General features: G+C 54.0%; 27 protein-coding genes. 21 read left to right on the top strand and 6 right to left on the bottom strand.

What is annotated here, in order from left to right; genetic code table 11:
* Positions 1–84: 84 nt before the first annotated feature.
* On the top strand, positions 85–789 hold the full coding sequence (locus tag LN244_RS09310; protein ID WP_239039523.1) for an MlaA family lipoprotein: 705 nt from the start codon (positions 85–87) through the stop codon (positions 787–789).
* Positions 790–930: 141 nt separating this feature from the next.
* Here the strand turns inward: LN244_RS09310 and LN244_RS09305 are convergent, their stop codons facing one another.
* The gene (locus tag LN244_RS09305) at positions 931–1362 is read right to left on the bottom strand and encodes a hypothetical protein (RefSeq protein WP_239039522.1); all 432 of its coding nucleotides are present in this window, start codon (positions 1360–1362) and stop codon (positions 931–933) included.
* On the opposite strand from LN244_RS09305, the gene LN244_RS09300 reads away from it, so the two are divergent.
* Positions 1348–2031, top strand: coding sequence for a PP2C family protein-serine/threonine phosphatase (locus LN244_RS09300; protein WP_239039521.1), 684 nt, complete (start codon positions 1348–1350; stop codon positions 2029–2031). The two genes, LN244_RS09305 and LN244_RS09300, sit on opposite strands and share 15 nt — an antisense overlap.
* Positions 2028–2513: an STAS domain-containing protein gene (locus tag LN244_RS09295; protein WP_239039520.1), complete on the top strand. Its 486-nt coding sequence runs from the start codon at positions 2028–2030 to the stop codon at positions 2511–2513. Before LN244_RS09300 ends, LN244_RS09295 begins: the two co-directional genes overlap by 4 nt.
* Positions 2514–2550: 37 nt before the next feature.
* On the opposite strand, the gene tal is transcribed toward LN244_RS09295, so the two are convergent.
* From tal to LN244_RS09280, 3 genes are all read right to left on the bottom strand, one after another.
* The gene (gene tal / locus LN244_RS09290; RefSeq protein WP_239039519.1) at positions 2551–3498 is read right to left on the bottom strand and encodes a transaldolase; all 948 of its coding nucleotides are present in this window, start codon (positions 3496–3498) and stop codon (positions 2551–2553) included.
* Positions 3499–3530: 32 nt separating this feature from the next.
* Positions 3531–4574, bottom strand: coding sequence for a tRNA dihydrouridine(20/20a) synthase DusA (gene dusA, locus LN244_RS09285; RefSeq protein WP_275424674.1), 1044 nt, complete (start codon positions 4572–4574; stop codon positions 3531–3533).
* Positions 4575–4751: 177 nt separating this feature from the next.
* Positions 4752–6386 carry an electron transfer flavoprotein-ubiquinone oxidoreductase gene (locus LN244_RS09280; RefSeq protein ID WP_239042398.1) on the bottom strand — a complete coding sequence of 545 codons (1635 nt, stop codon included), beginning with the start codon at positions 6384–6386 and terminating at the stop codon, positions 4752–4754.
* A gap of 284 nt (positions 6387–6670) precedes the next feature.
* Here LN244_RS09280 and LN244_RS09275 point away from each other — a divergent pair, with 284 nt between their 5' ends.
* Together LN244_RS09275 and LN244_RS09270 are read left to right on the top strand one after the other, a co-directional pair.
* A complete protein-coding gene (locus tag LN244_RS09275; protein WP_239039518.1) occupies positions 6671–7420 on the top strand; it encodes an electron transfer flavoprotein subunit beta/FixA family protein in 750 nt (249 codons plus the stop codon).
* Positions 7420–8349 (top strand): electron transfer flavoprotein subunit alpha/FixB family protein, encoded by a 930-nt coding sequence (locus LN244_RS09270; protein WP_239039517.1) that lies wholly within the window; start codon positions 7420–7422, stop codon positions 8347–8349. Before LN244_RS09275 ends, LN244_RS09270 begins: the two co-directional genes overlap by 1 nt.
* Before the next feature lie 89 nt (positions 8350–8438).
* On the opposite strand, the gene LN244_RS09265 is transcribed toward LN244_RS09270, so the two are convergent.
* On the bottom strand, positions 8439–8717 hold the full coding sequence (locus LN244_RS09265) for a hypothetical protein (protein WP_239039516.1): 279 nt from the start codon (positions 8715–8717) through the stop codon (positions 8439–8441).
* Positions 8718–8971: 254 nt separating this feature from the next.
* On the opposite strand from LN244_RS09265, the gene LN244_RS09260 reads away from it, so the two are divergent.
* Positions 8972–9568: a flavin reductase family protein gene (locus tag LN244_RS09260; protein ID WP_239039515.1), complete on the top strand. Its 597-nt coding sequence runs from the start codon at positions 8972–8974 to the stop codon at positions 9566–9568.
* Between the two features lie 82 nt (positions 9569–9650).
* Positions 9651–10967: a Na+/H+ antiporter family protein gene (locus LN244_RS09255; protein WP_239039514.1), complete on the top strand. Its 1317-nt coding sequence runs from the start codon at positions 9651–9653 to the stop codon at positions 10965–10967.
* A 7-nt stretch (positions 10968–10974) separates the two neighbouring features.
* Here the strand turns inward: LN244_RS09255 and LN244_RS09250 are convergent, their stop codons facing one another.
* The gene (locus tag LN244_RS09250) at positions 10975–12108 is read right to left on the bottom strand and encodes a GNAT family N-acetyltransferase (RefSeq protein WP_239039513.1); all 1134 of its coding nucleotides are present in this window, start codon (positions 12106–12108) and stop codon (positions 10975–10977) included.
* Positions 12109–12169: 61 nt separating this feature from the next.
* On the opposite strand from LN244_RS09250, the gene LN244_RS09245 reads away from it, so the two are divergent.
* The 14 genes from LN244_RS09245 to ybgF all read left to right on the top strand — a co-directional run bounded on the left by LN244_RS09245 (position 12170) and on the right by ybgF (position 23367).
* The gene (locus LN244_RS09245) at positions 12170–12616 is read left to right on the top strand and encodes an HIT domain-containing protein (protein ID WP_239039512.1); all 447 of its coding nucleotides are present in this window, start codon (positions 12170–12172) and stop codon (positions 12614–12616) included.
* Between the two features lie 106 nt (positions 12617–12722).
* Positions 12723–14486, top strand: a complete 1764-nt coding sequence (aspS, locus tag LN244_RS09240) for an aspartate--tRNA ligase (RefSeq protein WP_239039511.1) — start codon at positions 12723–12725, stop codon at positions 14484–14486.
* 100 nt (positions 14487–14586) lie between these two features.
* Positions 14587–15324, top strand: a complete 738-nt coding sequence (locus LN244_RS09235; protein ID WP_239039510.1) for a YebC/PmpR family DNA-binding transcriptional regulator — start codon at positions 14587–14589, stop codon at positions 15322–15324.
* A 114-nt stretch (positions 15325–15438) separates the two neighbouring features.
* On the top strand, positions 15439–15951 hold the full coding sequence (ruvC, locus tag LN244_RS09230) for a crossover junction endodeoxyribonuclease RuvC (RefSeq protein WP_239039509.1): 513 nt from the start codon (positions 15439–15441) through the stop codon (positions 15949–15951).
* 23 nt (positions 15952–15974) lie between these two features.
* Positions 15975–16604, top strand: a complete 630-nt coding sequence (ruvA, locus tag LN244_RS09225) for a Holliday junction branch migration protein RuvA (RefSeq protein WP_239039508.1) — start codon at positions 15975–15977, stop codon at positions 16602–16604.
* A 14-nt stretch (positions 16605–16618) separates the two neighbouring features.
* The gene (gene ruvB / locus LN244_RS09220; RefSeq protein WP_239039507.1) at positions 16619–17626 is read left to right on the top strand and encodes a Holliday junction branch migration DNA helicase RuvB; all 1008 of its coding nucleotides are present in this window, start codon (positions 16619–16621) and stop codon (positions 17624–17626) included.
* A 114-nt stretch (positions 17627–17740) separates the two neighbouring features.
* Entirely contained in the window at positions 17741–18097 is a 357-nt protein-coding gene (locus LN244_RS09215) for a TraR/DksA family transcriptional regulator (RefSeq protein WP_239039506.1), read from the top strand.
* 66 nt (positions 18098–18163) lie between these two features.
* A complete protein-coding gene (gene ybgC / locus LN244_RS09210) occupies positions 18164–18595 on the top strand; it encodes a tol-pal system-associated acyl-CoA thioesterase (RefSeq protein ID WP_239039505.1) in 432 nt (143 codons plus the stop codon).
* A complete protein-coding gene (tolQ, locus tag LN244_RS09205; protein WP_239039504.1) occupies positions 18595–19275 on the top strand; it encodes a protein TolQ in 681 nt (226 codons plus the stop codon). Before ybgC ends, tolQ begins: the two co-directional genes overlap by 1 nt.
* Positions 19276–19284: 9 nt before the next feature.
* Entirely contained in the window at positions 19285–19701 is a 417-nt protein-coding gene (tolR, locus tag LN244_RS09200; protein ID WP_239039503.1) for a protein TolR, read from the top strand.
* Positions 19702–19844: 143 nt separating this feature from the next.
* Positions 19845–20618, top strand: coding sequence for a cell envelope integrity protein TolA (gene tolA, locus LN244_RS09195; RefSeq protein WP_239039502.1), 774 nt, complete (start codon positions 19845–19847; stop codon positions 20616–20618).
* Between the two features lie 29 nt (positions 20619–20647).
* Entirely contained in the window at positions 20648–21919 is a 1272-nt protein-coding gene (gene tolB, locus LN244_RS09190) for a Tol-Pal system beta propeller repeat protein TolB (protein ID WP_408904466.1), read from the top strand.
* Positions 21920–22022: 103 nt separating this feature from the next.
* The gene (gene pal / locus LN244_RS09185; RefSeq protein WP_239039500.1) at positions 22023–22559 is read left to right on the top strand and encodes a peptidoglycan-associated lipoprotein Pal; all 537 of its coding nucleotides are present in this window, start codon (positions 22023–22025) and stop codon (positions 22557–22559) included.
* Between the two features lie 4 nt (positions 22560–22563).
* Positions 22564–23367: a tol-pal system protein YbgF gene (ybgF, locus tag LN244_RS09180; RefSeq protein ID WP_239039499.1), complete on the top strand. Its 804-nt coding sequence runs from the start codon at positions 22564–22566 to the stop codon at positions 23365–23367.
* The last annotated feature ends 7 nt before the right edge of the window (positions 23368–23374 follow it).

The raw sequence follows: 23374 nt of genomic DNA, 5'->3' as shown, positions 1-23374 counted from the left end.
TAAAGGCTTCTTACAATGCTTTCATCCCGTTGCATGCCTCGCTAAAATAGCCTGACATGTGAATCGGCTTATCAAGGATAAATTATGCTGACTTCTTCTCTGCGTAGCGGTATTACGGCGGCGAGCTTGGGTGTGGTGCTGGTGGCTGCGCCTGTAATGGCGGAAACCGAGCAGGATCCCTGGGAGGGGTTTAATCGCTCAATCTACAGCTTTAATGAAACTGTTGATCGCTATGCGCTGAAGCCGCTGGCGCAGGGTTATCGTTATGTAACGCCTGATGTTGCCGAGAAAGGTGTCAGCAACTTTTTCGATAATATCGCCGATGTCGGTAACCTGTTTAATAACCTGTTGCAGTTTAAGTTCGAGGCAGCGGGTAAAACCTTTGCTCGCCTGACGTTTAACAGTACTTTTGGTCTTGCCGGTTTGATTGATGTTGCCACGCCGATGGGTATTGAAGCGCATGAAGAAGACTTCGGCCAGACTCTGGGGTACTGGGGGGTAGGTTCAGGTCCGTATCTCATGCTGCCGTTGCTGGGCCCGAGCACCGTGCGTGACGGGTTGGCCAAGCCGGTTGACTGGATGGTTGACCCTGTTGGTGATGTAGACCATGTGCCCACGCGAAATACTCTGTATGGCCTGCGACTGGTTGATACGCGCAGCCGTTTGCTGAAAGCGGAGCAGATTATCAGCGGTGACAAGTATGCCTTCATCCGTGATGCCTATCTGCAACGTCGTGAATACCAGATCAATGATGGGGCAGTTAAGGTCAAATACGACAGCGACTTCTAATCGACTTGCAACGTCAGTGGCTTGGGGATACTGTTGAGGTTCCTGCAGCAGTATCACATGAACGGCTGATCAATGGGTCCTATCACGCAAAGGGTGCTGCTATTATCGGCTTGCACCCACACGATCGATCGAGTTTTTGAGCTATGCGAGCAGTGCGATCATCAGCAACTTCGTCTGGTCGTGTGTTCGGATGCTGATGAAATTGATCAGCAGCTCGAGCATTTCGATACATCCCTGATAATCTTCGACTTGGCCACCATTGGCAGCAGTCTGTTGATGGATCGGCTGGCTCAAAGAATAAGTCCAAAGCCATTGTTGGCTCTTATTCGCGAAGGTACCGCAGAACAATTGGTTGCGGCCTTGCGCAGTGGTGCGGACGATGTGTATGTGGCGGGTGAGCTTGATCTTCATCCTGAGCTTTTTGTTCGATCCGTTGATCGCCAGCTGAGGCGCGCACGCTATATCGAAGAGGTGCACAGCCTCAGAGATAGCCTGGAGCGGAGTCTGGATGAGCTGCGTGAAGATCAGCATGCCGCCCAGCAGGTGCAGCAGAACCTGTTGCCGCCTGAGCACCAGCGCATCAATGGTATTGATTTCGACTATTGCCTCAAGCCTTCGCTGCTTTTAAGTGGCGACTTTGTGGATGCGCTGGCCATCAATGAAGAGTTGAGTCTTTTTTATCTGGCTGATGTTTCCGGTCATGGGACTTCATCCGCGCTGGTGACGGTGCTGTTGAAAAATATGACGCACCGTTTGCTGCGTAATTACCGCCGTAATTCCAGTTTCGATATCCTTTCACCCTCGGATACACTCCATCGCATCAATAAAGAGCTCCTTTTAACTTCGCTGGGCAAGCATCTGACCATGTTTGTGGGGCTTATTGATCACACAAAAAATACGCTGCGTTATGCGGTAGGCGGTCATCATCCGATGCCGATCCTGCAACAAGGTGGAGAGTTGCGCTATCTTGAAGGCAGGGGAATGCCGCTGGGTTTGTTTGAGGCTCCGGCATTCGATGAGTGTGAACTGGGTCTTGAGAATGACTTTACCCTGACGCTGTTTTCCGATGGCATTCTTGAGGTTTTGGCCGGGGATTCCCTGTTGGATAAAGAGCATCAATTATTGCAGCTTTGTCGAGACAATATGGGGTCGCCAGCGGCGTTTTTGCAGAGTATGATGCCTGCGGAGAGGGTTCATCCCGATGATGTGGCGATCATGACTGTACGCAGAGAATCTTTATGAGCGATGGCGCGATTTATTACGCGTGCTGTGACGGGCACTATGTCCTGAAATTTGTCGGTGATGTGCGTTTGACTTTGTGCTCAACGATTGAGCGGCATCTCGAGGCGGTATTACAGCGTGAAGATGTCACTGATACGCTGGTTGATTTGACCGAAACCGAAAATATCGATAGCACTTCACTGGGTTTGATTGCAAAGCTGGCAATCAAGGCGACCGAGAAAGGGATGCCTCAACCGACGTTGGTGTCCACTAATGAGGATATTACCCGCATCCTGTTAAGCATGGGCTTCGACCGGGTATTTGTGTTGCTTCAGCAATTGCCGACCAGTTGTTGTGACCTGAAACACGTGCCTTTTGTTCAAGAGTCCGAAGAAGAGGTAAGGTTGCGTATTCTGGATGCCCACAGGGTTCTCATTGGTCTCAATGAGAAGAACCGTGAGGCGTTCAAGGATCTGGTCGCCACCCTGGAAAACTGCCGCTGAGGGCGTTCAGGGTGGCGTGCCGGCAAGGTCGCTCTAATCAGGATTGACCCAGCAGGCTCTCCAGTTTGATTTGATCACTGGCGAAGTTGCGGATACCTTCTGCCAGTTTCTCCTGTGCCATTACATCTTCATTCATTGCCCAGCGAAAACCGCTCTCGTCCAGAACATCTTTGCTGTCATTGCTTTCCATGTCGGGTCGCAGGCGTTGTATCAGCGCACCGTCATTGTCTGCAAGCTCCTGCATCAGTGCCGGGCTGATGGTCAGCCGGTCACAGCCGGCCAAGGCCTGGATTTCACCTGTGTTTCGGAAGCTCGCACCCATGACAACGGTGTCATAGTTGTGTGCCTTGTAATAACGGTAGATGCGGCTGACTGACTGTACGCCGGGGTCCTTTTCAAAACTGAAATCAGCCTCAGGCTGGCGCTGCTTGTACCAGTCCAGAATGCGTCCAACAAAAGGCGAAATCAGGAAAATGCCGGCATCAGCGCAAGCCTGCGCCTGAGCGAAGCTGAAGAGCAGAGTCAGGTTGCAGTTGATGCCTTCGCGTTCAAGCTGACGGCCGGCCTCAATCCCTTCCCAGGTCGACGCGATCTTGATCAGCACGCGGTCGCGGCTAATACCCAGAGCTTCATACTGCTCAATCAACTGATGTGCCTTGGCAATGGTGGCCTGAGTGTCAAACGACAGGCGGGCATCCACTTCGGTGGAGATGCGGCCTGGTATAAGGCCTGAAATTTCCCGGCCGATTAATACACCAAAACGATCCGTCATGAGTGCAAGGCGGCTATGTGACGTATCTGTGTGCTGGCGGGCCCACTCGCGTGCTTCGGTCAGCAGGTGAGCGTATTTGGCATCCTGAGCGGCTTTTAGCAGCAAAGAGGGGTTGGTAGTGGCATCCACTGGCTGAAACTGACGAATGGCGTCGATGTCGCCGGTGTCTGCAACGACCGTGGTCATCTGCTTTAGCTGTTGTAACTGGTCCATCGTTTGGTGTCCTGTGCCCATTCCTGAAATTCTTAATGATCCTGTTGGGAAACGCATGCCAGTGCGGCTCTAAAGGTATCTTCCGCGGCGCCACGTTTGTGGCCGTTCTCGCTGAGGTAGCGTCGAAATTGCTTGCCGCCCCGCTGGCCGTGGAAAAGACCCAGCAGGTGTTTGGTAATTGCATAGAGTGGTGCGCCTTCAGCAAGGCGTTTCTCGAGATAAGGGATGAAAGCCAGAGCGACTTCCATCCGGCTCGGTATTGCGTGGCTGTCACCAAAGTATCGAGAGTCCACCTGGCTCAGCAGGGGCCAGGGATTCTGGTATGCCTCGCGTCCGATCATCACACCATCGACATGTTGCAGATGTGTGTCACACTCTTCGAGCGTTTTGATGCCCCCATTGATGATGACTTCCAGATCCGGGAATAGCTCCTTGATGCGGTAAACACGGTCGTACATCAGGGGGGGGATGTCACGATTCTCTTTAGGGCTCAGGCCATCAAGAATGGCCTTGCGCGCATGAATAGTGAAGCTACGGCAGCCGCTTGTGCGTACGATTTCGATGAATTGGTGCAGGTGCTCGAAGCTGTCAAGATCGTCAATGCCAAGGCGGTGTTTGACAGTAACCGGAATCCTGACCCCGGCCTGCATCTCGGCCAGGCAATCGGCAACACGCTGCGGATGTGCCATCAGACAGGCGCCGATCATGTTGTTCTGCACGCGGTCGCTGGGACAGCCCACGTTCAGGTTCACCTCATCGTAACCCCATTCCTCTGCCATACGGGTACAGCGCGCAAGCTCCTTCGGATCGCTGCCGCCCAGCTGCAGCGCAACAGGGTGTTCACTGTCATGATATTGCAGGTGCCGTGCGGCATCGCCATGAATAAGAGCGCCTGTAGTGACCATCTCGGTATAGAGCAGAGTATGCCTTGACATCAGTCGATGAAAGACACGGCAGTCACTGGTGGTCCAGTCCATCATCGGTGCAACTGAGAAGCGTCGACAGACAGTGTCTTGGGTGACTTCGGGTTTCTGGTGCAAGGGGGCTGGTGCTGCTGCGGGATGGTTTGAGCTCATCAATCGCCTGTGTACATGTTGTCGCGGCCTCTGCGGAGCAATGTATTGTCACGTTGGGCGCGAGATCATTGATTAATGGCGTAATGATACCATGTTGAGTAAAACTGAGGGGCAGCGGGATGAATTGGCAACAAAAAAAGCCGGCTGTAAAGCCGGCTTGTGGTGTCACAGTAGCATTTACATATTGGGATAGTTCGGGCCGCCTGCACCTTCAGGAACAACCCAAGTGATGTTTTGGGCTGGGTCCTTGATGTCACAGGTCTTGCAATGGACGCAGTTCTGGGAGTTGATCTGGAACTGGGGGCCATTGTCACCTTCTACGACTTCGTACACGCCAGCCGGGCAGTAACGTTGTGCCGGCTCAGCAAACTTCGGCAGATTCTGGCTGATCGGGATGCTCGCATCCTTCAGCTGCAGATGACAGGGTTGGTCCTCTTCGTGGTTGGTATTGGAGAGGAAAACTGACGACAGCTTGTCGAATGAGATCACCCCATCGGGTTTAGGATACTGAATTTCCTCACACTCGCTGGCAGGTTTGAGCTGCTCGTGATCCTTGTGGGTGTCATGCAAGGTGACCGGTATCTTGCCGCCAAACCAGTTCTGATCGATATAGTTGAATGCGCCACCCAGGTAGGGACCAAACTTGTGCATAGCCGGTCCGAAGTTGCGGGCGCGATATAGTTCGTCATACAGCCAGGAGGACTGATAGGCTGTAGTGAAGTTGCTCAGGTCCTTGCCGCCTTCGTCGCCGTTTTTAAGGGCTTCGACGATGGACTCAGCTGCCAGCATGCCGGACTTCATGGCCGTATGGATGCCCTTGATCTTGGAGAAGTTCAGGGTGCCGGCATCGCAGCCGACGAGCAGTGCGCCGGGCATGGTCATTTTGGGTAGAGTGTTGAAACCGCCCTTGGTGATTGCACGGGCACCGTAAGCGACCCGTTTACCACCCTCAAGATACTGTTTGATCTCGGGGTGATGCTTCATGCGCTGGAACTCATCAAACGGACTCAGGTAAGGGTTTGAGTAGTTCAGATCAATGATCAGACCCACGACTACCTGATTATCTTCGGCGTGATAGAGGAAGAAGCCGCCGCTGGCGCCGTCAGTCAAAGGCCAGCCTGAACCATGTACAACCAGGCCGGGTTTGTGCTTGGCAGGATCGATATCCCAGAGTTCCTTGATACCAATGCCGTAGTGCTGCGGATCGGCATCCTTGTCCAGAGCGAATTTTTCGATCAGCTGTTTGCCAAGGTGGCCGCGACAGCCTTCAGTGAAAATGGTGTATTTGGCGTGGAGTTCCATGCCGGGCATGTAGTTGGGACCCTGCTCGCCGTTGGCTGTGACGCCCATGTCACCGGTGGCAATACCTTTGACGCTGCCATCTTCATTAAAGAGTACTTCTGCAGCGGCGAAACCGGGGAAAACTTCAACGCCCAGTTGCTCTGCCTGCTCGGCAAGCCAGCGAGTTACATTGCCCAGGCTCACGATATAGTTGCCGTCGTTGTGCATGGTCTTGGGCACGAACGCATTGGGCAGCTTGGCGGCGCTGGTTGCGTTCTTCAGCATGAAGACCTGGTCCTCGGTTACCGCTGTTTTCAGCGGTGCGCCACGCTCTTTCCAGTCCGGAAAGAGTTCATCCAGTGCGCGGGTTTCCATCACGGCTCCGGAGAGTATATGTGCTCCGACTTCAGAGCCTTTTTCCACCACACAGACGGTCAGTTCCTGCTCGGCAGCCTGAGCCTCTTGCATCAAGCGACATGCAGCAGACAGTCCTGCCGGGCCTGCGCCGACGATTACTACATCAAATTCCATCGATTCACGATTCACGGTTGTTCCTCCATCGGTGTGGATGGTTGATTCTTCTAATTATTGAGTGCCACAGCGTATGCTATTAATGTATGCAGACATAATAAGTAAAAACCCTTATTTGTAAAGTTTGAGGCGCGGTAATTGACAGTTTTGAACTCGCCATTAGCCTGTGCTGCTTTTGTATAAGGGATATTGCTTATTTTCGTTCTGTGGTTATGATGCAGAACAACACCCATAAGAGGTGAGGCTGCCGAGCGCGGCTCATAACACAATCAAAGGGTATGACGATGAAGGTCCTGGTAACGGTAAAGCGAGTAATCGATTACAACGTCAAGGTGCGGGTCAAATCCGATAATACCGACGTTGATCTGAATAATGTCAAAATGGCGATCAACCCCTTCTGCGAAATTGCAGTCGAGGAGGCTGTTCGTCTGAAAGAGTCCGGCCAGGCCAGTGAAGTGGTAGTGGTTTCTCTGGGGCCCCAGGCGGCTCAGGAGCAGCTTCGTACAGCGCTCGCACTGGGCGCCGACCGAGCGATTCTGGTTCAGAGCGAAGACAATCTGGAATCTTTGTCCGTGGCCAAGCTGCTGGCCAAGATTGTCGAAAAGGAGCAGCCTGATCTGGTGTTGATGGGCAAGCAGGCGATCGATTCCGATAACAACCAGACCGGCCAGATGCTGGCGGCATTGACCGGCATGGGGCAGGGAACCTTTGCGTCCGAAGTGAAAATCGACGGTGATCAGATTCTGGTGACTCGAGAAGTGGACGGTGGTTTACAAACCGTTGCGTTGAACAAGCCGGCAGTCGTTACTACAGATTTGCGCTTGAACGAGCCGCGATATGCCTCTCTGCCGAATATCATGAAAGCCAAGCGCAAACCGCTTGAGACGTTGACTCCGTCAGATTTGGGCATCGAAATCAAGGCGCATACCAAGCTACTGAAAGTTGAGCCACCTGCTGAGCGCTCTGCGGGCATTAAAGTGGCTGATGTGGCTGAGCTGGTCGACAAACTGAAAAACGAGGCGAAGGTGATCTGATGAGTATTCTGGTAATTGCTGAACATGATAATCAGACGCTGAAGCCGTCTACCCTGAGCACTCTGGCCGCAGCAGCGCAAATCGGCGGTGATGTGACTCTGCTGGTGGCGGGTAATGGCTGCAGTGCAGCTGCTGAGGCCGCATCCAAAGCGGAAGGCGTAGCCAAGGTGCTGCTGGCCGACAACGCCGCGTATGACCACGAGATCGCTGAAAACATGTCAGCCTTGATCGTTGCTATCGCTGATGGTTACAGCCATATTCTGGCGCCGGCGACGGCCAACGGCAAAAACTTCATGCCGCGTGTGGCGGCTCTGCTGGATGTGGGGCAGATCTCAGACATCATTAAGGTCGAGTCGGCAGATACCTTTGCGCGTCCGATTTACGCGGGCAATGCTATTGCAACGGTCCAGTCCCTTGATGCAGTTAAAGTGATCACCGTACGTGGCACCGCGTTTGATGCGGTGAGTGCTGAAGGTGGCAGTGCTTCCATCGAATCCTTGGAGCAGGTTGAAGATACCGGCCTGAGCTGTTTTGTCAGTGAAGAAATGGCAAAGTCTGATCGTCCGGAACTGACGGCAGCCCGGGTAGTCATTTCCGGTGGTCGCGGCATGGCTGACAGTGAGCATTTTCATCTGCTTGAGAAAGTGGCGGACAAGTTGGGTGCTGCGGTCGGTGCCTCTCGTGCTGCCGTTGATGCCGGCTTTGCGCCGAACGATATGCAGGTCGGTCAGACGGGCAAGATCGTGGCGCCTGAGCTGTATATCGCCGTTGGCATTTCAGGTGCCATCCAGCACCTTGCGGGCATGAAAGATTCCAAGGTGATAGTGGCAATCAACAAGGACGAGGAGGCTCCGATCTTCCAGGTCGCTGATTATGGACTGGTAGCAGATCTGTTTGCGGCGTTGCCTGAGTTGGATAGCGCACTCTGATTGAAAACAGCCACAGCTTTGCTGTGGCTTGCATAACAAGACCGCGAAGCATGGCTGGCGCGGTCTTTTTGTTTTCAGGGACGAGTCGTTTATTGCAGGCGGGTACTGCTTGCATGCTGGGGGTGGTTGGCGACGAAATGGCGCAGGGCTCCATACAGAAGCGCCTGCTTATTACGATCACCGCAGCGCTTTGCTCGCTCGATATCATCAAGAATGAAGCGCTGAATCCTTTGTTCACCATCGTGGGTGATCAGGTAATGCCCAAGAGCGACTGCAATCATTGGGTCCATGTGTTCATGTTCGGCGATGGCGGAGATATCGTCAGACGTCAGGTCGCTCATCTCCAGACACTCTTCATAGGTCAACATACCGCTAATCCTCCTCGGTTCCTCTGCCAGGCATGAAGTAAAAGAGCAAGTTGTGCAGGGACTCTCAGTGTAGGCGGCTTTGAATGGAAAACGAGGAGAGGAGGGTGCGTTTTTTTCATCATGGTTCTTAAACACAATCATTCAGGCTCATGTTGCGGTTGCACATAATCTGAGTATGGCCCGGGGCAGGGGTGTTATGATTTGCGGCTAACTGAGAAAAGTGCGGAGCAGCAATGATATTTTCAGCACACACAATGGCCTCAACCGATATCTATCACACATTGACCCAGATCATAATTCCGCGACCGGTTGCCTGGGTTTTAAGCCCTAACGATGAAACCGGAAGCAGTCATAACCTGGCACCCTTTTCGTTTTTCAATGTCGTGTGCAGTGATCCGCCTGTGCTGATGCTGTCGATAGGTGTCAAATCGGACGGTACCATGAAGGACAGCTGCCGCAACCTGCTCGAGCGCAAGCGCTGTGTCATCCATATTGGATCGGACGATCAGGCACAAGCCATTTCGGATACGTCACGGGAGCTGGCATTTGGTGAGTCGGAGCTTGAAATGATCGGCAATGGGCTGGTTCCATTTGAAGGTACCGATATGCACCGTTTACAGGATGTGCCGATTGCGCTGGCATGCCGGTTGTATCAGCACATTGAAGTAGGCAACAAGCCACAGCATCTGTTGTTGGTCGAGGTGGAGCAGTTCTGGATCGATGATGCTGTGTGTTATGTCGACAGTAAGGGGCGAAGCCGTGTGGATGCCGATAAGTTGAGACCCTTGGCACGTTTGGGTGGCTCGGAATACGCCCGCCTTGGTGAAGTGTTTCGGATTGAGCGGCGCTAAGTTGGTTTGACAACACGGCAGTACTGCTGCAGAGTTCGCGCTTTTTTACCATTTGCCCCCTCAAATCCTTGGAGAAAAATTGATGAATGCTGTACTCGCAGCGGTGGTCGTGATGCTGGCGCTAAGCCTGTTGCGTACACCGGTTGTGGTCGCACTGGTATTGGGTGCGCTGACTGCCGGCTTGCTGGCGGGAATGGGACTTGAACAAACCATGGATGCGTTTACTGGCGGTATCGGTGGCGGTGCCGAAGTGGCGCTCAGTTATGCCATGCTGGGCGGTTTCGCCGTGGCGATCGCGCAGTCCGGTTTACCCCATGCAATGGCTGATCTGGTGCAGCGTAAGCTGGGCAGTGGAGAAGGGCAGGCCAGCAAAATGGTCAAATACTCCCTGATCCTGGTGTTGGTGGCTGTTGCGATCTCTTCACAGAACCTGATTCCGATTCATATCGCTTTTATTCCATTGCTGGTGCCGCCCTTGCTGATGGTGATGGGCAAGATGCAGCTGGACAGGCGTCTGATCGCATGCGTTCTGACTTTTGGCCTGGTAACGCCTTACATGTTTCTGCCCGTCGGTTTTGGTGGCATTTTCCTGAATAATATTCTGCTGAAGAATGTCGCTGATAATGGTTTGGTCACTGAAGGTGTCAACGTGATGGCCGCCATGTGGATTCCTGCCGCAGGCATGTTGGTCGGTCTGTTGCTGGCGCTGTTCAATTACCGCAAACCGCGTCGCTACGACATGGAGCGCCTGCAGGCAGCAGAGCGGGTTGAAGTCAACTACAGTACGGCCCGTCTGGTGGCCGTGGTTGTCGCTATGCTGGCTGCCTTTGGTGTGCAGTTGTGGACCGGATCCATGGTTTTGGGTGCGCTGTCCGGCTATATGATCTGCACCCTGACCGGGATTATCCGCTGGAAACAGGCTGATGGTGTGCTGATTGATGGCATGAAGATGATGGCCATGATCGGGTTTATCATGATTACAGCAGCCGGTTTCGCTGAAGTTATGCGTCAAACGGGTGAGATTTCAACTCTGGTCAACAGCACAGCTGACTTGATTGGTGACAACAAAGGGCTGGCGGCGCTGTTGATGCTGATGGTGGGGCTGCTGGTCACCCTGGGTATCGGCTCTTCGTTTTCTACCATCCCCATCATCGCGGCAATTTACGTGCCCTTGGCTTTGTCGCTGGGGTTCAGTCCTTTGGCGATCGTGGCTTTGGTGGGTACCGCCGGTGCGTTGGGGGATGCCGGTTCGCCGGCTTCCGACTCAACACTGGGTCCAACCGCTGGCCTGAACGTGGATGGCCAGCATCACCATATCTGGGATACGGTGGTGCCGACTTTCTTGCACTACAACCTGCCGCTGCTGGTGGCCGGTTGGGTGGCTGCGATGATCCTTTGATAGGTCTCTATTGATCTGGCTGTTTGAACGGCAGCCAGGTTGTTAACTGCGTGATCTGTTGTTCCATCAGATCGCGCTCCTCCTCCAGGAATACTTCTACGGCCCGTTCAAACCTTGGGTCTGCCATGTGGTGAAGGGAAAAGGTCCGCACGGGCTCGAACCCGCGCTGGATTTTGTGTTCACCCTGAGCGCCGGGATCAAAGCGTTGAATACCCTTCTCGATGCAATATTCGATGCCCTGATAGTAGCAGGCCTCAAAATGCAGGCTGTCATGTTCTGAGTGGCAGCCCCAGTAACGACCGAATAAGGTGTTCTTGCCGATAAAATACAGGGCGGCCGCAATGGCGGTATTATCCCGGCAGGCCTGGACCAGCAAAAGCCGTTCCGGCATGACCTTGAGTAACTGGTCGAAAAACTCAGCTGACAGGTATCCTCTGCGGCCTCGTTTGAGATAGGTCGACTGGTAGAAATGATAAAAGGTTTGCATATCCCGGTTTTTAATCTGCCTGCCGGACAGGCGTTCAATAGTGATCCCCTGTTCCTGAATCTTGCGCCGCTCGCGTTTAACCGACTTGCGTTTGCGTGAATTGAACCTGCTTATAAAGTCATCGAAATCACGATATTCATGATTGAACCAGTGGTACTGGCAGCCGAGTCGAGTGAGGCAGGAGTCTGGTGCCTGCTGAATTTCGTTCGGGTCCGGGAAGAGGCAGTGCCATGAGGATGCCTTTATCTGAGTCATCACCTGATTCAGCAGTTGTGGGAGCAGAGCCCAGGCTTCATCTGCGGGCAGTGAGCTGCCAAACCTGGGACCGCTTGCGGGTGTAAACGGGACGGCATTGACCAGTTTGGGATAGTAATTCATGCCATTGCGTTCGTAGGCATCTGCCCACGCCCAGTCAAACACATATTCCCCCCAGGAGTGGGATTTGATGTACAGAGGCATGACCAAAATAGAGTTGTCCTGATCTGTCACCTCAATGTGAAGTGGTTGCCAGCCGGTATCGGCACCAACGGAACCCGAAGTTTCCAGTGCCTTGAGGAAGGCATGGCGAAGGAAAGGGTATTCGGGATCGCATAGTGTGTCCCAGCGGTCTGCCGGTATGCCATCGATACTGGTGTGTAGATTGACTTTATACATGCTGACCTATACTAATTCTGGTAACACTCGGATTAACAAGCATATTTTAAGGAGCAGGGCGATGGACGAACTGGAGCTGGAATTTGAACTTGACCCCAGGCTGGTGACGGACACCATAGCACTTGGAGACTTCCCGTTATGCCGCCTGCTGTTGATGAATGACAGTCAGTACCCTTGGTTGATTCTGGTGCCTCGCCGTGCCGGAGTCACAGAGCTTTATCATCTCCCCGCCAGTGAGCAACAGCAACTGATCCATGAAGTCAGTGAGTTGTCGGAGACGTTGGCTGACCTCTTTTTGGCGCGCAAAATGAATGTTGGTGCCCTTGGTAATATGGTGCCTCAGCTGCATGTGCATGTCATCGTACGAAAAGAGTCTGACCCGGCATGGCCTGGGCCTGTTTGGGGCAGGCATCCAGCCGTACCCTATACGGATGAAGAACTGGCGCGGGTGAGAGGGAAATTGGAGCGGCTGCTCGACGGCGAGTTGGCATTTGAACCTCACGACTGACCCCGGTCTATCAAACCCTGCTGCCGGGCCTGTCAGGCCCGGCCAAATCGGTTATAATTCCCGCCTTTGATTTCCATGTTGCATTCGGATACAGGAACAGGACACTATGCGCAGCCATTATTGCGGCGACCTCAGAGCAGATCATATTGGAGAAGACATCACCCTGACTGGCTGGGTTCACCGCCGTCGAGATCACGGTGGTGTCATCTTCCTTGACCTTCGTGACCGTGAAGGCATTGCCCAGGTTGTATTCGACCCGGACCGTGAAGAGAGCTTCAATCTGGCTGACAGCGTGCGTAATGAGTACGTGGTTGAAGTCCGTGGTACTGTCCGTGCGCGTCCTGAAGGTACTGCCAACAAGGAGATGGGTACCGGCGAGATCGAAGTACTGGGCAAAGAGCTCGTTATTCTGAACAAGGCCGAAACCCCTCCGTTCCAGCTGGATGAACACCAGCAGGTAGGCGAAGATGTTCGTCTGCGCAACCGTTTCATCGATCTGCGTCGCCCTGAAATCCAGCGCAAGCTGCGTTTCCGCTCCAAGATCACCCACAACATCCGTAACTATCTGGAAGAGAACGGCTTTCTCGATATCGAAACGCCGATTCTGACCCGTGCAACTCCGGAAGGCGCGCGTGACTACCTGGTGCCGAGCCGCACCCATGAAGGCAGTTTCTTTGCGCTGCCGCAGTCGCCGCAGCTGTTCAAGCAGCTTTTGATGGTGTCCGGCTTCGACCGTTACTACCAGATCGCCAAGTGCTTCCGTGACGAAGACCTGCGTGCCGATCGTCAGCCCGAATTTACCCAGATCGACCTTGAAACCTCGTTCATGGACGAGGAAGGCATCATGGGTCTGACCGAAGGGATGATCCGCAAGCTCTTTATCGAGCTGCTCGATGTGGATCTGGGTGAATTCCCGCGCATGCCTTACTCAGAAGCAATGCAGCGTTACGGTTCCGACAAGCCGGATCTGCGCATTCCTCTGGAGCTGGTGGATGTTGCTGACCTGCTGCAGGATATCGAATTCAAGGTGTTCGCTGGCCCAGCCAAGGATCCGAAGGGCCGCGTAGCTGCCCTGAAGGTGCCGGGTGGTGCTGAGTTGACCCGCAAGATTATCGATGAATACACCAAGTTCGTTGGTATCTACGGTGCCAAGGGGTTGGCTTGGATCAAGGTCAATGAACTGGAGAAAGGTGCTGAAGGCCTGCAGTCTCCAATCGTCAAGTTCCTCGGTGACGATGTGGCCATGAAAGTCATGGAGCGCCTGGAAGCCAAGAACGGCGATATCGTCTTCTTCGGTGCTGACAAGGCAACCATCGTCAATGAGGCGTTGGGTGCGCTGCGTATCAAGGTCGGTGAAGACATGAACCTGATTGAGCGTGAATGGGCGCCGCTGTGGGTTGTTGACTTCCCGATGTTTGAAGAGACTTCTGATGGTGGTTTGACCGCGCTGCATCACCCGTTTACTGCACCGAGCTGCACACCTGCTGAATTGCTGGAGCAGCCTGAGGGTAAACTGTCCCGTGCCTATGACATGGTGCTGAACGGTACCGAGCTGGGTGGTGGTTCTGTTCGTATCCACGATCAGGAAATGCAGCGAGCAGTATTCAAGGTGCTGGGTATCAATGATGAAGAAGCTGAAGAGAAGTTCGGCTTCCTGCTGAATGCACTGAAATTCGGTGCGCCGCCGCACGGTGGATTGGCATTTGGTCTGGATCGTCTGGTTATGCTGATGACTGGCTCATCTTCCATCCGTGAAGTGATTGCATTCCCGAAAACTCAGAGTGCAGCGTGCTTGCTGACCGACGCTCCTGGAGAGGTCAGCGCCGCACAGTTGCGCGAACTGAATATCAAGTTGCGCAAGACTCCCTGATTGCGCAACCGGGCGGCTACGAGTGCCGCCCCATTACAGTTAAGACACGCATTTGGATCACAGGGTCTTGCCAGGCCCTGCTATCAGTCGAGGATGTTTTATGGCAGGTCATTCCAAGTGGGCTAACATCAAGCACCGCAAGGCGGCTCAGGACGCCAAGCGAGGCAAGATTTTCACCAAACTTATTCGTGAACTGACAGTAGCCGCCAAAGAAGGTGGTGGCAGTGTGGAAGATAACCCGCGTCTGCGTGCGGCTGTCGACAAGGCGCTTGGCGCCAACATGAAGAAGGACACTATCGAGAAGGCGATCGCGCGTGGTGCCGGTGGTGGAGAAGGTGAAAACTACGATGAGCTGACCTACGAGGGTTATGGTCCCAATGGTGTAGCGATTCTCGTTGAGTGCATGACTGATAACGTCAACCGCACAGTGTCCCAGGTGCGTGCTGCTTTCAACAAGGCAGGTGGTAACCTGGGTACCAATGGCTCAGTGGCTTACCTGTTCGAAAAGAAAGGTCAGATCACCTTCGGTGAGGGTGCCGATGAAGACGCCATCATGGAAGCAGCCCTGGAAGCAGGTGCGGATGATGTGGTGACCAATGAAGATGGCTCCATTGATGTATTTGCACCTTGGCAGGACTTTATGGACGTTAAGCAGGCTTTGGTGGATGCTGGCCTGGAGCCGGTCTATGCCGAAGTGGGCATGATACCTGCCACAACTGTTGAGCTGGATGTGGAGACCGGTATCAAGGCCTATAAGCTGATTGATGCCCTGGAAGATCTGGACGACACCCAGAACGTCTACCACAACGCAGACATCCCTGAAGAAGCGATGGAGTGATCATCGCTTGGGAGCGTAAATCAGAAACCGGGGTCGCTCCCCGGTTTTTTTATGTTCAGGGCATTCAGAGGCTGAGGGCAGTCGTTCAGATGACCGGGATGTAAGGAGCTGCACATGTTGATACTGGGAATTGATCCTGGATCAAGAATTACCGGGTACGGCGTGATCAATGCCGTGGGCGCCCGAATCGAGTATGTGGCCAGTGGTTGTATCCGTATCAGTGGTGATATTCTGGCCGAGCGTCTGCAGCAGGTTTATGCAGGTGTTACCGAGGTGATCGAACGCTACCAGCCGCATGAAATGGCCATCGAACAGGTCTTTATGTCACGTAATGCGGATTCGGCCTTGAAGCTGGGACAGGCGCGTGGCGTTGCGATTGTCGCAGGAGCCAACCAGGCATTGCCTGTGGCAGAGTATGCCGCGCGGCGGGTAAAACAGTCCGTGGTGGGTAATGGGGGGGCCGACAAGGTCCAGGTTCAGCATATGGTAGCCCATTTGCTCAAGCTCCCGGGGCTGCCGCAGGCAGATGCTGCCGACGCTTTGGCAATAGCGCTCTGTCATGCCCATACCACTGCCGGTCAGGTACAGCAGGCTCGGAGCAGGGCGGCACGGCGCTGGCGTTATTGATTTTTTATGGAGACAGTTGATTCGTGATCGGACATCTCAGAGGTCGAATTCTGGAAAAACAGCCGCCCTGGCTATTGCTTGAGGTTAATGGTGTCGGCTACGAGGTTGAGGCCTCGATGAACACTTTCTACAAGCTGCCCGAGCTTGGTGCGGAAGTTGGGTTGCATACGCATTTCGTGGTACGTGAAGACGCCCAGCTGCTCTATGGCTTTGCGGATCAGAAGGAAAAGCAGCTGTTTCGATCCTTGATAAAGGTGAACGGTGTTGGGCCCAAGATGGCTTTGGCAATCCTCTCGGGTATCAGTGCAGAAGACTTTATTCGTACGGTTCACAGTGAAGATACAACTGCTTTGGTGCGTGTGCCTGGAGTGGGCAAGAAAACGGCTGAACGTTTGATTGTCGAAATGAAAGACCGTCTTGACAAGCTGCAGCTGCCAACGCTGACCGAGCTTGAGCTGAGCTCGGGCAATCTTCCGGTGGCTGAGGTGTCGAGGACAGATTATCGGGCTGAAGCCGAAAGTGCATTGATCGCCCTTGGATACAAGCCGCAACAGGCAACACGTGCGATCGAACAGGCGGCGAAAACCCTGGGAGAGGGGGCTGCGACCGAAGATTTGATTCGTCAGGCGCTCAAGACCATGGTGACCGGCTAGTGAGGGAGTAAGGCATGAAAATTGAAGCGGATCGTTTTATTACTCCTATGGCGTCACCGATAGAAGAGGTCAGTGATCGTGCGATCAGGCCTAAGCTGCTGGCTGACTATGAAGGCCAGCCTGCTGTACGTGAGCAGATGGAAATATTCATCGATGCGGCCCGGCGTCGTGAAGAGGCATTGGATCATACGTTGATATTTGGTCCTCCCGGCTTGGGCAAAACGACATTGGCGAACATCATCGCCCACGAGATGGGTTCGCAGATCAAGACAACTTCTGGTCCGGTGCTTGAGAAGGCGGGTGATCTGGCTGCGCTGCTCACGAATCTGGAGCCAGGTGATGTTCTGTTTATCGATGAAATTCATCGTTTGAGTCCTAACGTCGAAGAGGTGCTGTACCCGGCGATGGAGGACTATCAGCTGGATATCATGATCGGAGAAGGCCCCGCGGCTCGTTCCATCAAGCTTGATTTGCCGCCCTTTACCCTTGTCGGTGCAACCACGCGCGCCGGCTTGTTGACATCCCCGTTGAGGGATCGCTTCGGCATAGTACAACGGCTGGAATACTATTCGGTGGAGGATTTGACAGGGATTGTAATGCGTTCCGGTCAGTTGTCTGGAACAGAAGTGGATGTGGACGGTGCGCGCGAAATTGCCCAGCGTTCAAGGGGGACGCCTCGTATTGCAAACCGGTTGCTGCGTCGCGCGCGTGACTTCGCAGAAGTAAAGGGTGATGGCTGCATCACGAAACCCATTGCAGACCTGGCACTGAATATGCTCAACGTGGATGAGCGTGGTTTCGACCACATGGATCGCCGCCTGTTGCTGGCAATGATCGAGAAGTTTGGCGGGGGACCGGTCGGAATCGATAGTCTTGCAGCCGCAATAAGTGAAGAGCGGGACACCATCGAGGATGTGTTGGAGCCTTACTTGATTCAGCAGGGCTTTATCATGCGGACTCCGCGTGGACGAATTGTGACAGACCATGCCTATATTCACTTTGGTATCGAAAGACCTGACTGATATCAATCGTTTCGCACTCATGGAAGAGTGTGCGTGCTGCAGGTGATGAAGATCAACTTTTAACCACCTTGGGTCGCAGTAAGATCGGGCTTCGATAAAACGGAGGCCTGAATCATGGCAGCAGTACTGAGTCGCGATGAGTTGGAACACATGGCGGATACCCTGCACGAGTTGCTGGAAGCACTGCATGAAGAGCTTGCCGATGAGCTGAATGAGATTGAACACGTCCGGCATCTGCTCAAACGTCATGCTCATGGTCAGGGTGACCGGCAAGCGACGCTGGAGGTGGCGCGCAGGTTGAATCTGGAGCATATGCGTCACCACCTTGAGTCTATTGCATCCTGCAACCAGGCCCTTGAGCGGATCAACAGGGGGCGATTTGGTCGCTGTCGGTGTTGTGGCGAAGCGATAGAGCTGAACCGCCTTCGGGCAGACCCGTTGATCGATACCTGCCTTAGCTGTCAGAGCTGAGACTTTGTTTTAAAACCGGCTACTGTTATTGTTTGTGCCAATTTGCAACCTGATCAGGTTATTGGCATGTCGTTTCAGTGGCCGATACGAGTTTACATAGAAGATACCGACCTGGGCGGTATCGTGTATTACGTCAATTATTTGAAGTTCATGGAGAGGGCGCGTACCGAATTGCTCCGGCATTTCGGTTATTCTCAGCAATATCTGGCTGAGAATGATGTGCTGTTCGTGGTAACTCATGTTGAAGGTCGATATCTTAAGCCGGCCAAACTCGATGATGAACTTCTGGTCAGTGTCGCCGTCGAACGTGCATCCGGCGTGCGTGTGACCTTTCTTCAAAAAATCACCCGCGCTTCAGATTCTGTTCTGCTATGCCAGGCTAAAGTGGATGTCGCCTGTGTATCCGCTTCGCACTTAAAACCGCAACGCTGGCCGGCTAATATGCTGCAACAACTGACGTCAAGTTCCGTTCAACAGCTTACCCTTGAGGAGAAATGATGGAAGACAAGCTGTCTATCTGGAGTCTCGTGATGAACGCGAGCCTGGTCGTGCAACTGGTAATGCTGCTTTTGTTACTGGCTTCCTTTCTTTCCTGGGTAATGATCTTTCAGCGCAATCAGGTCATGCGCAAGGCGCGCCGTGCGCTGCGTCAGTTTGAAGACCGCTTCTGGTCAGGTGTGGACTTGGGTGAGCTTTTTCGTGAAGTGAATCAGATGCCCAACACCCACAGTGGTGCCGAAAATATCTTCAGGGCCGGTTTGCAGGAATACACGCGCCTGACCCAAAAAACAGGCAGCGACCCCGAGATGGTGATGAACGGAGTTCAGCGCGCAATGCGTGTCGCGATTGCGCGAGAAGAGGAGCGTCTTGAACGTCACCTTCCGTTTCTGGCGACAGTAGGTTCCACAAGTCCCTACGTGGGTCTGTTCGGTACTGTCTGGGGCATCATGAATGCCTTTCGTGGCTTGGCGAATGTTCACCAGGCAACTCTGGCATCTGTGGCTCCCGGTATATCCGAGGCGTTGGTGGCAACCGCCATTGGTCTTTTTGCGGCTATTCCGGCGGTCATAGCATTCAACCGGTTCTCCGCTCAATCGGAAGGATTGTTGAATGCCTACGACACCTTTGCAGATGAATTCTCCAGCATCCTCTATCGTCGCGTCCATCGTGCGGGCTGAGGCTGAGTCATGATTCGCAAAGAGCGTAAGAAGCGTAAGCTGAATTCGGACATCAACGTGGTCCCTTACATCGATGTGACACTGGTATTGCTGGTGATCTTCATGGTGACTGCTCCGATGTTGACACAGGGTGTCAACGTAGAGTTGCCGCAGGCGGCTGCTGAGCCTGTTGATGATCAGAATGAGGAACCTGTCATTCTGACCGTAGATGCTGAGGGTGCCTACTACATTAATGTGGGCGGCGATGAGAAGGCGCCTTTGAGTCGGGATGAAGTCGCTGACCGCGTCGGTAAAATTCTGGCGTCAGCTCCTGAAAAACTGCTGCTGGTTCGGGGCGACAAATCGGTCAACTACGATCAGGTGGTTCAGTTGATGGTTCTGCTGCAACAGGTAGGCGCCACCAGTGTTGGTCTGGTCACGGAATAGGGCTGATTGTGGAGATCAGAAGCTACATTGTTCCTTTTATACTGGCGTTCGCTGTACATGCCGTTGCGTTGTTGCTGCTGAGTGCTCACTGGATTGATCACTCGGAGCCCACGCATCAGGTGCCGCGTCATATAGAGGCTCAGATGATTGATCTCACGGCCCTGGCCAAGCGTGAGGCAGAAAAGGCACGCATTGCTGAAGAGCAGGCGCGAAAGGCGGAACAGCAGCGCCAGGCCGAACTGAGGAAGCAGGAACAGGCCGCGGCCGAGAAGCGCCGTCAGGAGCTGGCAAAACGTCAGGCAGAAGCAGAGGCAAAGCGAAAGACGCAGCAGGAAGCCGAGCGAAAGCGCCAACAGGAACTGGCACGACAGCGTGCGGCGGAACAGAAGCGTCAGGCTGAGCAGGAGGCCAAGCGTAAGGCTGAAGTTGCCGAGCGCAAGCGCAAGGCTGAAGAGCAGGCACGTCAGCAAGCCGCTGATGCGAAACGCAAGGCTGAAGCGGCTGCTAAGGCAGAAGCAGAGCGACAAAAACAGCAGGCATTGGCTGAAGCTGAGCTTCAGCAGGCCTTGAAGCGTGAACAACAGGCTCGAGAGGCGGCCGCCAGACAGGCTTCGCAGGCCGTTATCGGCGATATTCAATCCTATATTCAGGCGATGCTTCAGAACAGTTGGCGAATCCCAAGCACCGCGCGAAATGGTATGGAGGCAGTCGTGGCCATTCATTTCCTGCCCAGTGGTGAAGTGGACCAGGCTTACATCGATACAAGCAGTGGCAACGCGGCATTCGACAATTCCGCCATACAGGCCGTCTATCGTGTTCAGCGATTCCCGCGTGTGGCTGATATCGACCCGATACTGTTTGAGCGCCGCTTGCGGAAATTATTGGTTAAATTCAGGCCGGAGGGACTTAGGTGGTGAAATTCAGGCGTGTAACCGTATTGCTGTTAATGGTACTGGCGTCCGTTGCGGCCAGGGCAGAGCTGGTTGTTGAAGTCACTCAGGGGGTCGAGGCGCCGACAACGATTGCAGTTGTGCCTTTCTCGAACGAAACCGGCCGTGCGTTGCCAGAGGATGTGGCCGCCATCGTTCAGCAGGACCTTCAGCGCAGCGGCTTTTTCCAGCCGATGCAACGGGAAAACATGCTCGGATTCCCTGTGCAGCGATCTGAACTCTATTTCCGTGACTGGCGCATTGCGAAGATGGACTATGTGGTAATTGGCCGCGCAGTGCCTGTCGGGGCTGATGAGGTCAGTGTGCGCTTCGAGCTGTATGACGTCTTGCGTGAGCAGTCAATTTTGAGCGAACAAGTCACTACGGGGCGAGAAAATCTGCGTGATGGTGCTCATTTCATTGCGGACCGTCTTTTTGAGCGGCTGACAGGGCTTAAGGGAGCCTTCTCTACCCGTATTGTCTATGTAACAGCCGAACAGGTTTCAGCCGGTAAGCAACGCTTCAGGTTGCAGCTTGCAGACTGGGATGGGGCACGAGCACGGACAATACTGGAGTCCTCTGAGCCGATCCTCTCGCCCGTCTGGTCGATGGATGGAAGCAAGCTGGCATATGTTTCTTTCGAAACCGGGAAGCCGGCTATTTATGTCCAGTACCTGGCCACAGGGCGCCGAGAACGTATTCAGTCCTTTCCGGGGTTGAACGGTGCACCTGCCTGGTCTCCAGACGGCAGCCGCCTGGCATTGGTTTTGTCCCGTGATGGTAATCCTGAAGTTTATGTGCTCGACTTGCAGAGCCGTCAGTTGCAGAGAATCACCCGTCATTACGGCATCGATACTGAGCCAAGCTGGTCACCTGACGGGCAATCGCTGATCTTTACCTCCGATCGAGGTGGGCAGCCGCAGATTTACCGTCTGGATCTGGCCAGTCGTAATCTGGAGCGCCTGACCTTTGAGGGTAATTACAATGCCCGTGGTCGTCTGACGCAGGATGGACGATTCCTGGCAATGGTTCACCGAAGCAGTGGTGGTGGGAACGGTTTTGATATTGCTGTGCAGGATTTGAAAACGGGGCGACTGGATATTCTGACGCGCTCGGGGATGGTTGAATCACCCAGCATAGCGCCCAACGGCAGTGTTGTGATCTATGCGACCCAGGAAGGAACGCGGGGCGTACTGTCGGCTGTTTCGCTGGATGGGCGAGTTCAGTTCAGAATGCCGGCTGCCAGTGGCGATGTGCGTGAACCCGCCTGGTCGCCATACCTGCGTTAAATGAAATGGTAATGGCTGATTAGCATTACGGCATTACACTGAATTTCGGTTTGTGTAATTATTGTTTGAAATTTGATTCCAAGACTAAAACAGGGGAAACAACATGCAGGTAGGCAACCTGACCAAATCTGTCATCATCTCGGCGGCCATGATCTGGGCTGCGGGCTGTAGCACAACCAGTACCACGACTGACTCAGGTGCCGCGGGTGCCGGTACAGGTGATCAGGCCGGTGGTGCCAGCAGTTATGGTACTTCAGGTGGTAGCCTGAGCAGTGGGGCTGTGGTGACAGCCGAAGATCTTAAGCAGCTGCGTACAGTGTTCTACTTCGATTTCGATCAGTCGGTGGTGCGTCAGGAGGGCTTTGCTGATCTTGAAGCTCATGCGCGTTATCTGGCACAGAATCCGTCTGCTTCTGTACGTCTGGAAGGACACGCCGATGAGCGTGGCACTCGCGAGTACAATATCGCACTGGGTGAGCGTCGAGCGCAGTCGGTTGAGCGCTTGCTGGTCGTCAATGGTGCAGCTGCAAACCAGGTGGAAACAGTGAGCTTCGGTGAAGAAAAGCCTGCGGTACTGGGTCATGATGCTGAATCCTGGTCGCAGAATCGCCGTGTTGAGTTGAAATACCTGAGCAAGTAATCACATGATGATTAAAGGTTCTCGTTGGCTGTTCTTGCCTGCATTGGCGTTGTCTGCACTGGCTGTGCAGGCGGCGCCCGTGCCAGTGGTGGAAGTCTCCGAAGCCGGCTCGGCTGGCGCAGGTACTCATCAGCAGCGTTCGCTCTCAGGGCAGAACGAGATGTTCTTCATGCTGCAGCAACTGCAGGATGAGGTCCGTAGCTTGCGTGGAATCATTGAGCAGCAGCAATATCGTCTGGATCAGTTGGAGCGTCAGCAGCGTGACCGCTATCGCGACATGGATAAGCGGATCAGCCTGCTGTACCAGCAGTTGCCGCAGGGTTCAGCAGCTGTACCGCCTGTAGAGTCGACCGATGCAGGCTCTTCGGTTGTGCCTTCTGAGTCGGAGGTCGCCGAGGCTTCCTCGGTACAACCTGCTCAGCCTGCGCCGCCGAATGCTTCTGGTGAGGTGCAGCGTTACGAGGCCGCCTTTGCGAAGGTTCGGGCGCGTGATTTTGGTCCTGCCGAGGCTGAGTTCAAGGGGTTTATCGATCAGTATCAGGGCAGTGAGCTTGAGCCGAATGCCTGGTACTGGTTGGGAGAGGTGTATCTTGCTCAGCAAAAAACGAAAGAGGCTGAAGGCGCGTTCGATCATGTTGTGCAGCATTTTGGCCAGCATGGAAAAGCCGCAGATGCGCTCTATAAGCTGGGTGTGCTATCCGGGCGTGCCGGTGACACCGCCAAGGCTCGGCAGTTGATGCAGAAAGTGGTGCAAGATTATCCGCAGGCACCTGCGGCTGATCTGGCACGTGGTTACTTGAAGCCGTAAATAAGAT

The sequence above is a fragment of the Marinobacterium sediminicola genome (genome assembly GCF_022343685.1).
GTDB classification, from domain to species: domain Bacteria; phylum Pseudomonadota; class Gammaproteobacteria; order Pseudomonadales; family Balneatricaceae; genus Marinobacterium; species Marinobacterium sediminicola.
This window is presented reverse-complemented; position numbering and strand designations above follow the sequence as displayed.

Coding starts and splice junctions, on each gene's coding strand:
- LN244_RS09310 (WP_239039523.1), top strand. CDS start 85: ATGCTGACTTCTTCTCTGCGTAGCGGTATTACGGCGGCGAGCTTGGGT.
- LN244_RS09295 (WP_239039520.1), top strand. CDS start 2,028: ATGAGCGATGGCGCGATTTATTACGCGTGCTGTGACGGGCACTATGTC.
- tal (WP_239039519.1), bottom strand. CDS start 3,498: ATGGACCAGTTACAACAGCTAAAGCAGATGACCACGGTCGTTGCAGAC.
- dusA (WP_275424674.1), bottom strand. CDS start 4,574: ATGAGCTCAAACCATCCCGCAGCAGCACCAGCCCCCTTGCACCAGAAA.
- LN244_RS09280 (WP_239042398.1), bottom strand. CDS start 6,386: ATGGAATTTGATGTAGTAATCGTCGGCGCAGGCCCGGCAGGACTGTCT.
- LN244_RS09275 (WP_239039518.1), top strand. CDS start 6,671: ATGAAGGTCCTGGTAACGGTAAAGCGAGTAATCGATTACAACGTCAAG.
- LN244_RS09270 (WP_239039517.1), top strand. CDS start 7,420: ATGAGTATTCTGGTAATTGCTGAACATGATAATCAGACGCTGAAGCCG.
- LN244_RS09265 (WP_239039516.1), bottom strand. CDS start 8,717: ATGTTGACCTATGAAGAGTGTCTGGAGATGAGCGACCTGACGTCTGAC.
- LN244_RS09260 (WP_239039515.1), top strand. CDS start 8,972: ATGGCCTCAACCGATATCTATCACACATTGACCCAGATCATAATTCCG.
- LN244_RS09255 (WP_239039514.1), top strand. CDS start 9,651: ATGAATGCTGTACTCGCAGCGGTGGTCGTGATGCTGGCGCTAAGCCTG.
- LN244_RS09250 (WP_239039513.1), bottom strand. CDS start 12,108: ATGTATAAAGTCAATCTACACACCAGTATCGATGGCATACCGGCAGAC.
- LN244_RS09245 (WP_239039512.1), top strand. CDS start 12,170: ATGGACGAACTGGAGCTGGAATTTGAACTTGACCCCAGGCTGGTGACG.
- aspS (WP_239039511.1), top strand. CDS start 12,723: ATGCGCAGCCATTATTGCGGCGACCTCAGAGCAGATCATATTGGAGAA.
- LN244_RS09235 (WP_239039510.1), top strand. CDS start 14,587: ATGGCAGGTCATTCCAAGTGGGCTAACATCAAGCACCGCAAGGCGGCT.
- ruvC (WP_239039509.1), top strand. CDS start 15,439: ATGTTGATACTGGGAATTGATCCTGGATCAAGAATTACCGGGTACGGC.
- ruvB (WP_239039507.1), top strand. CDS start 16,619: ATGAAAATTGAAGCGGATCGTTTTATTACTCCTATGGCGTCACCGATA.
- LN244_RS09215 (WP_239039506.1), top strand. CDS start 17,741: ATGGCAGCAGTACTGAGTCGCGATGAGTTGGAACACATGGCGGATACC.
- ybgC (WP_239039505.1), top strand. CDS start 18,164: ATGTCGTTTCAGTGGCCGATACGAGTTTACATAGAAGATACCGACCTG.
- tolQ (WP_239039504.1), top strand. CDS start 18,595: ATGGAAGACAAGCTGTCTATCTGGAGTCTCGTGATGAACGCGAGCCTG.
- tolR (WP_239039503.1), top strand. CDS start 19,285: ATGATTCGCAAAGAGCGTAAGAAGCGTAAGCTGAATTCGGACATCAAC.
- tolA (WP_239039502.1), top strand. CDS start 19,845: ATGATTGATCTCACGGCCCTGGCCAAGCGTGAGGCAGAAAAGGCACGC.
- tolB (WP_408904466.1), top strand. CDS start 20,648: ATGGTACTGGCGTCCGTTGCGGCCAGGGCAGAGCTGGTTGTTGAAGTC.
- pal (WP_239039500.1), top strand. CDS start 22,023: ATGCAGGTAGGCAACCTGACCAAATCTGTCATCATCTCGGCGGCCATG.
- ybgF (WP_239039499.1), top strand. CDS start 22,564: ATGATGATTAAAGGTTCTCGTTGGCTGTTCTTGCCTGCATTGGCGTTG.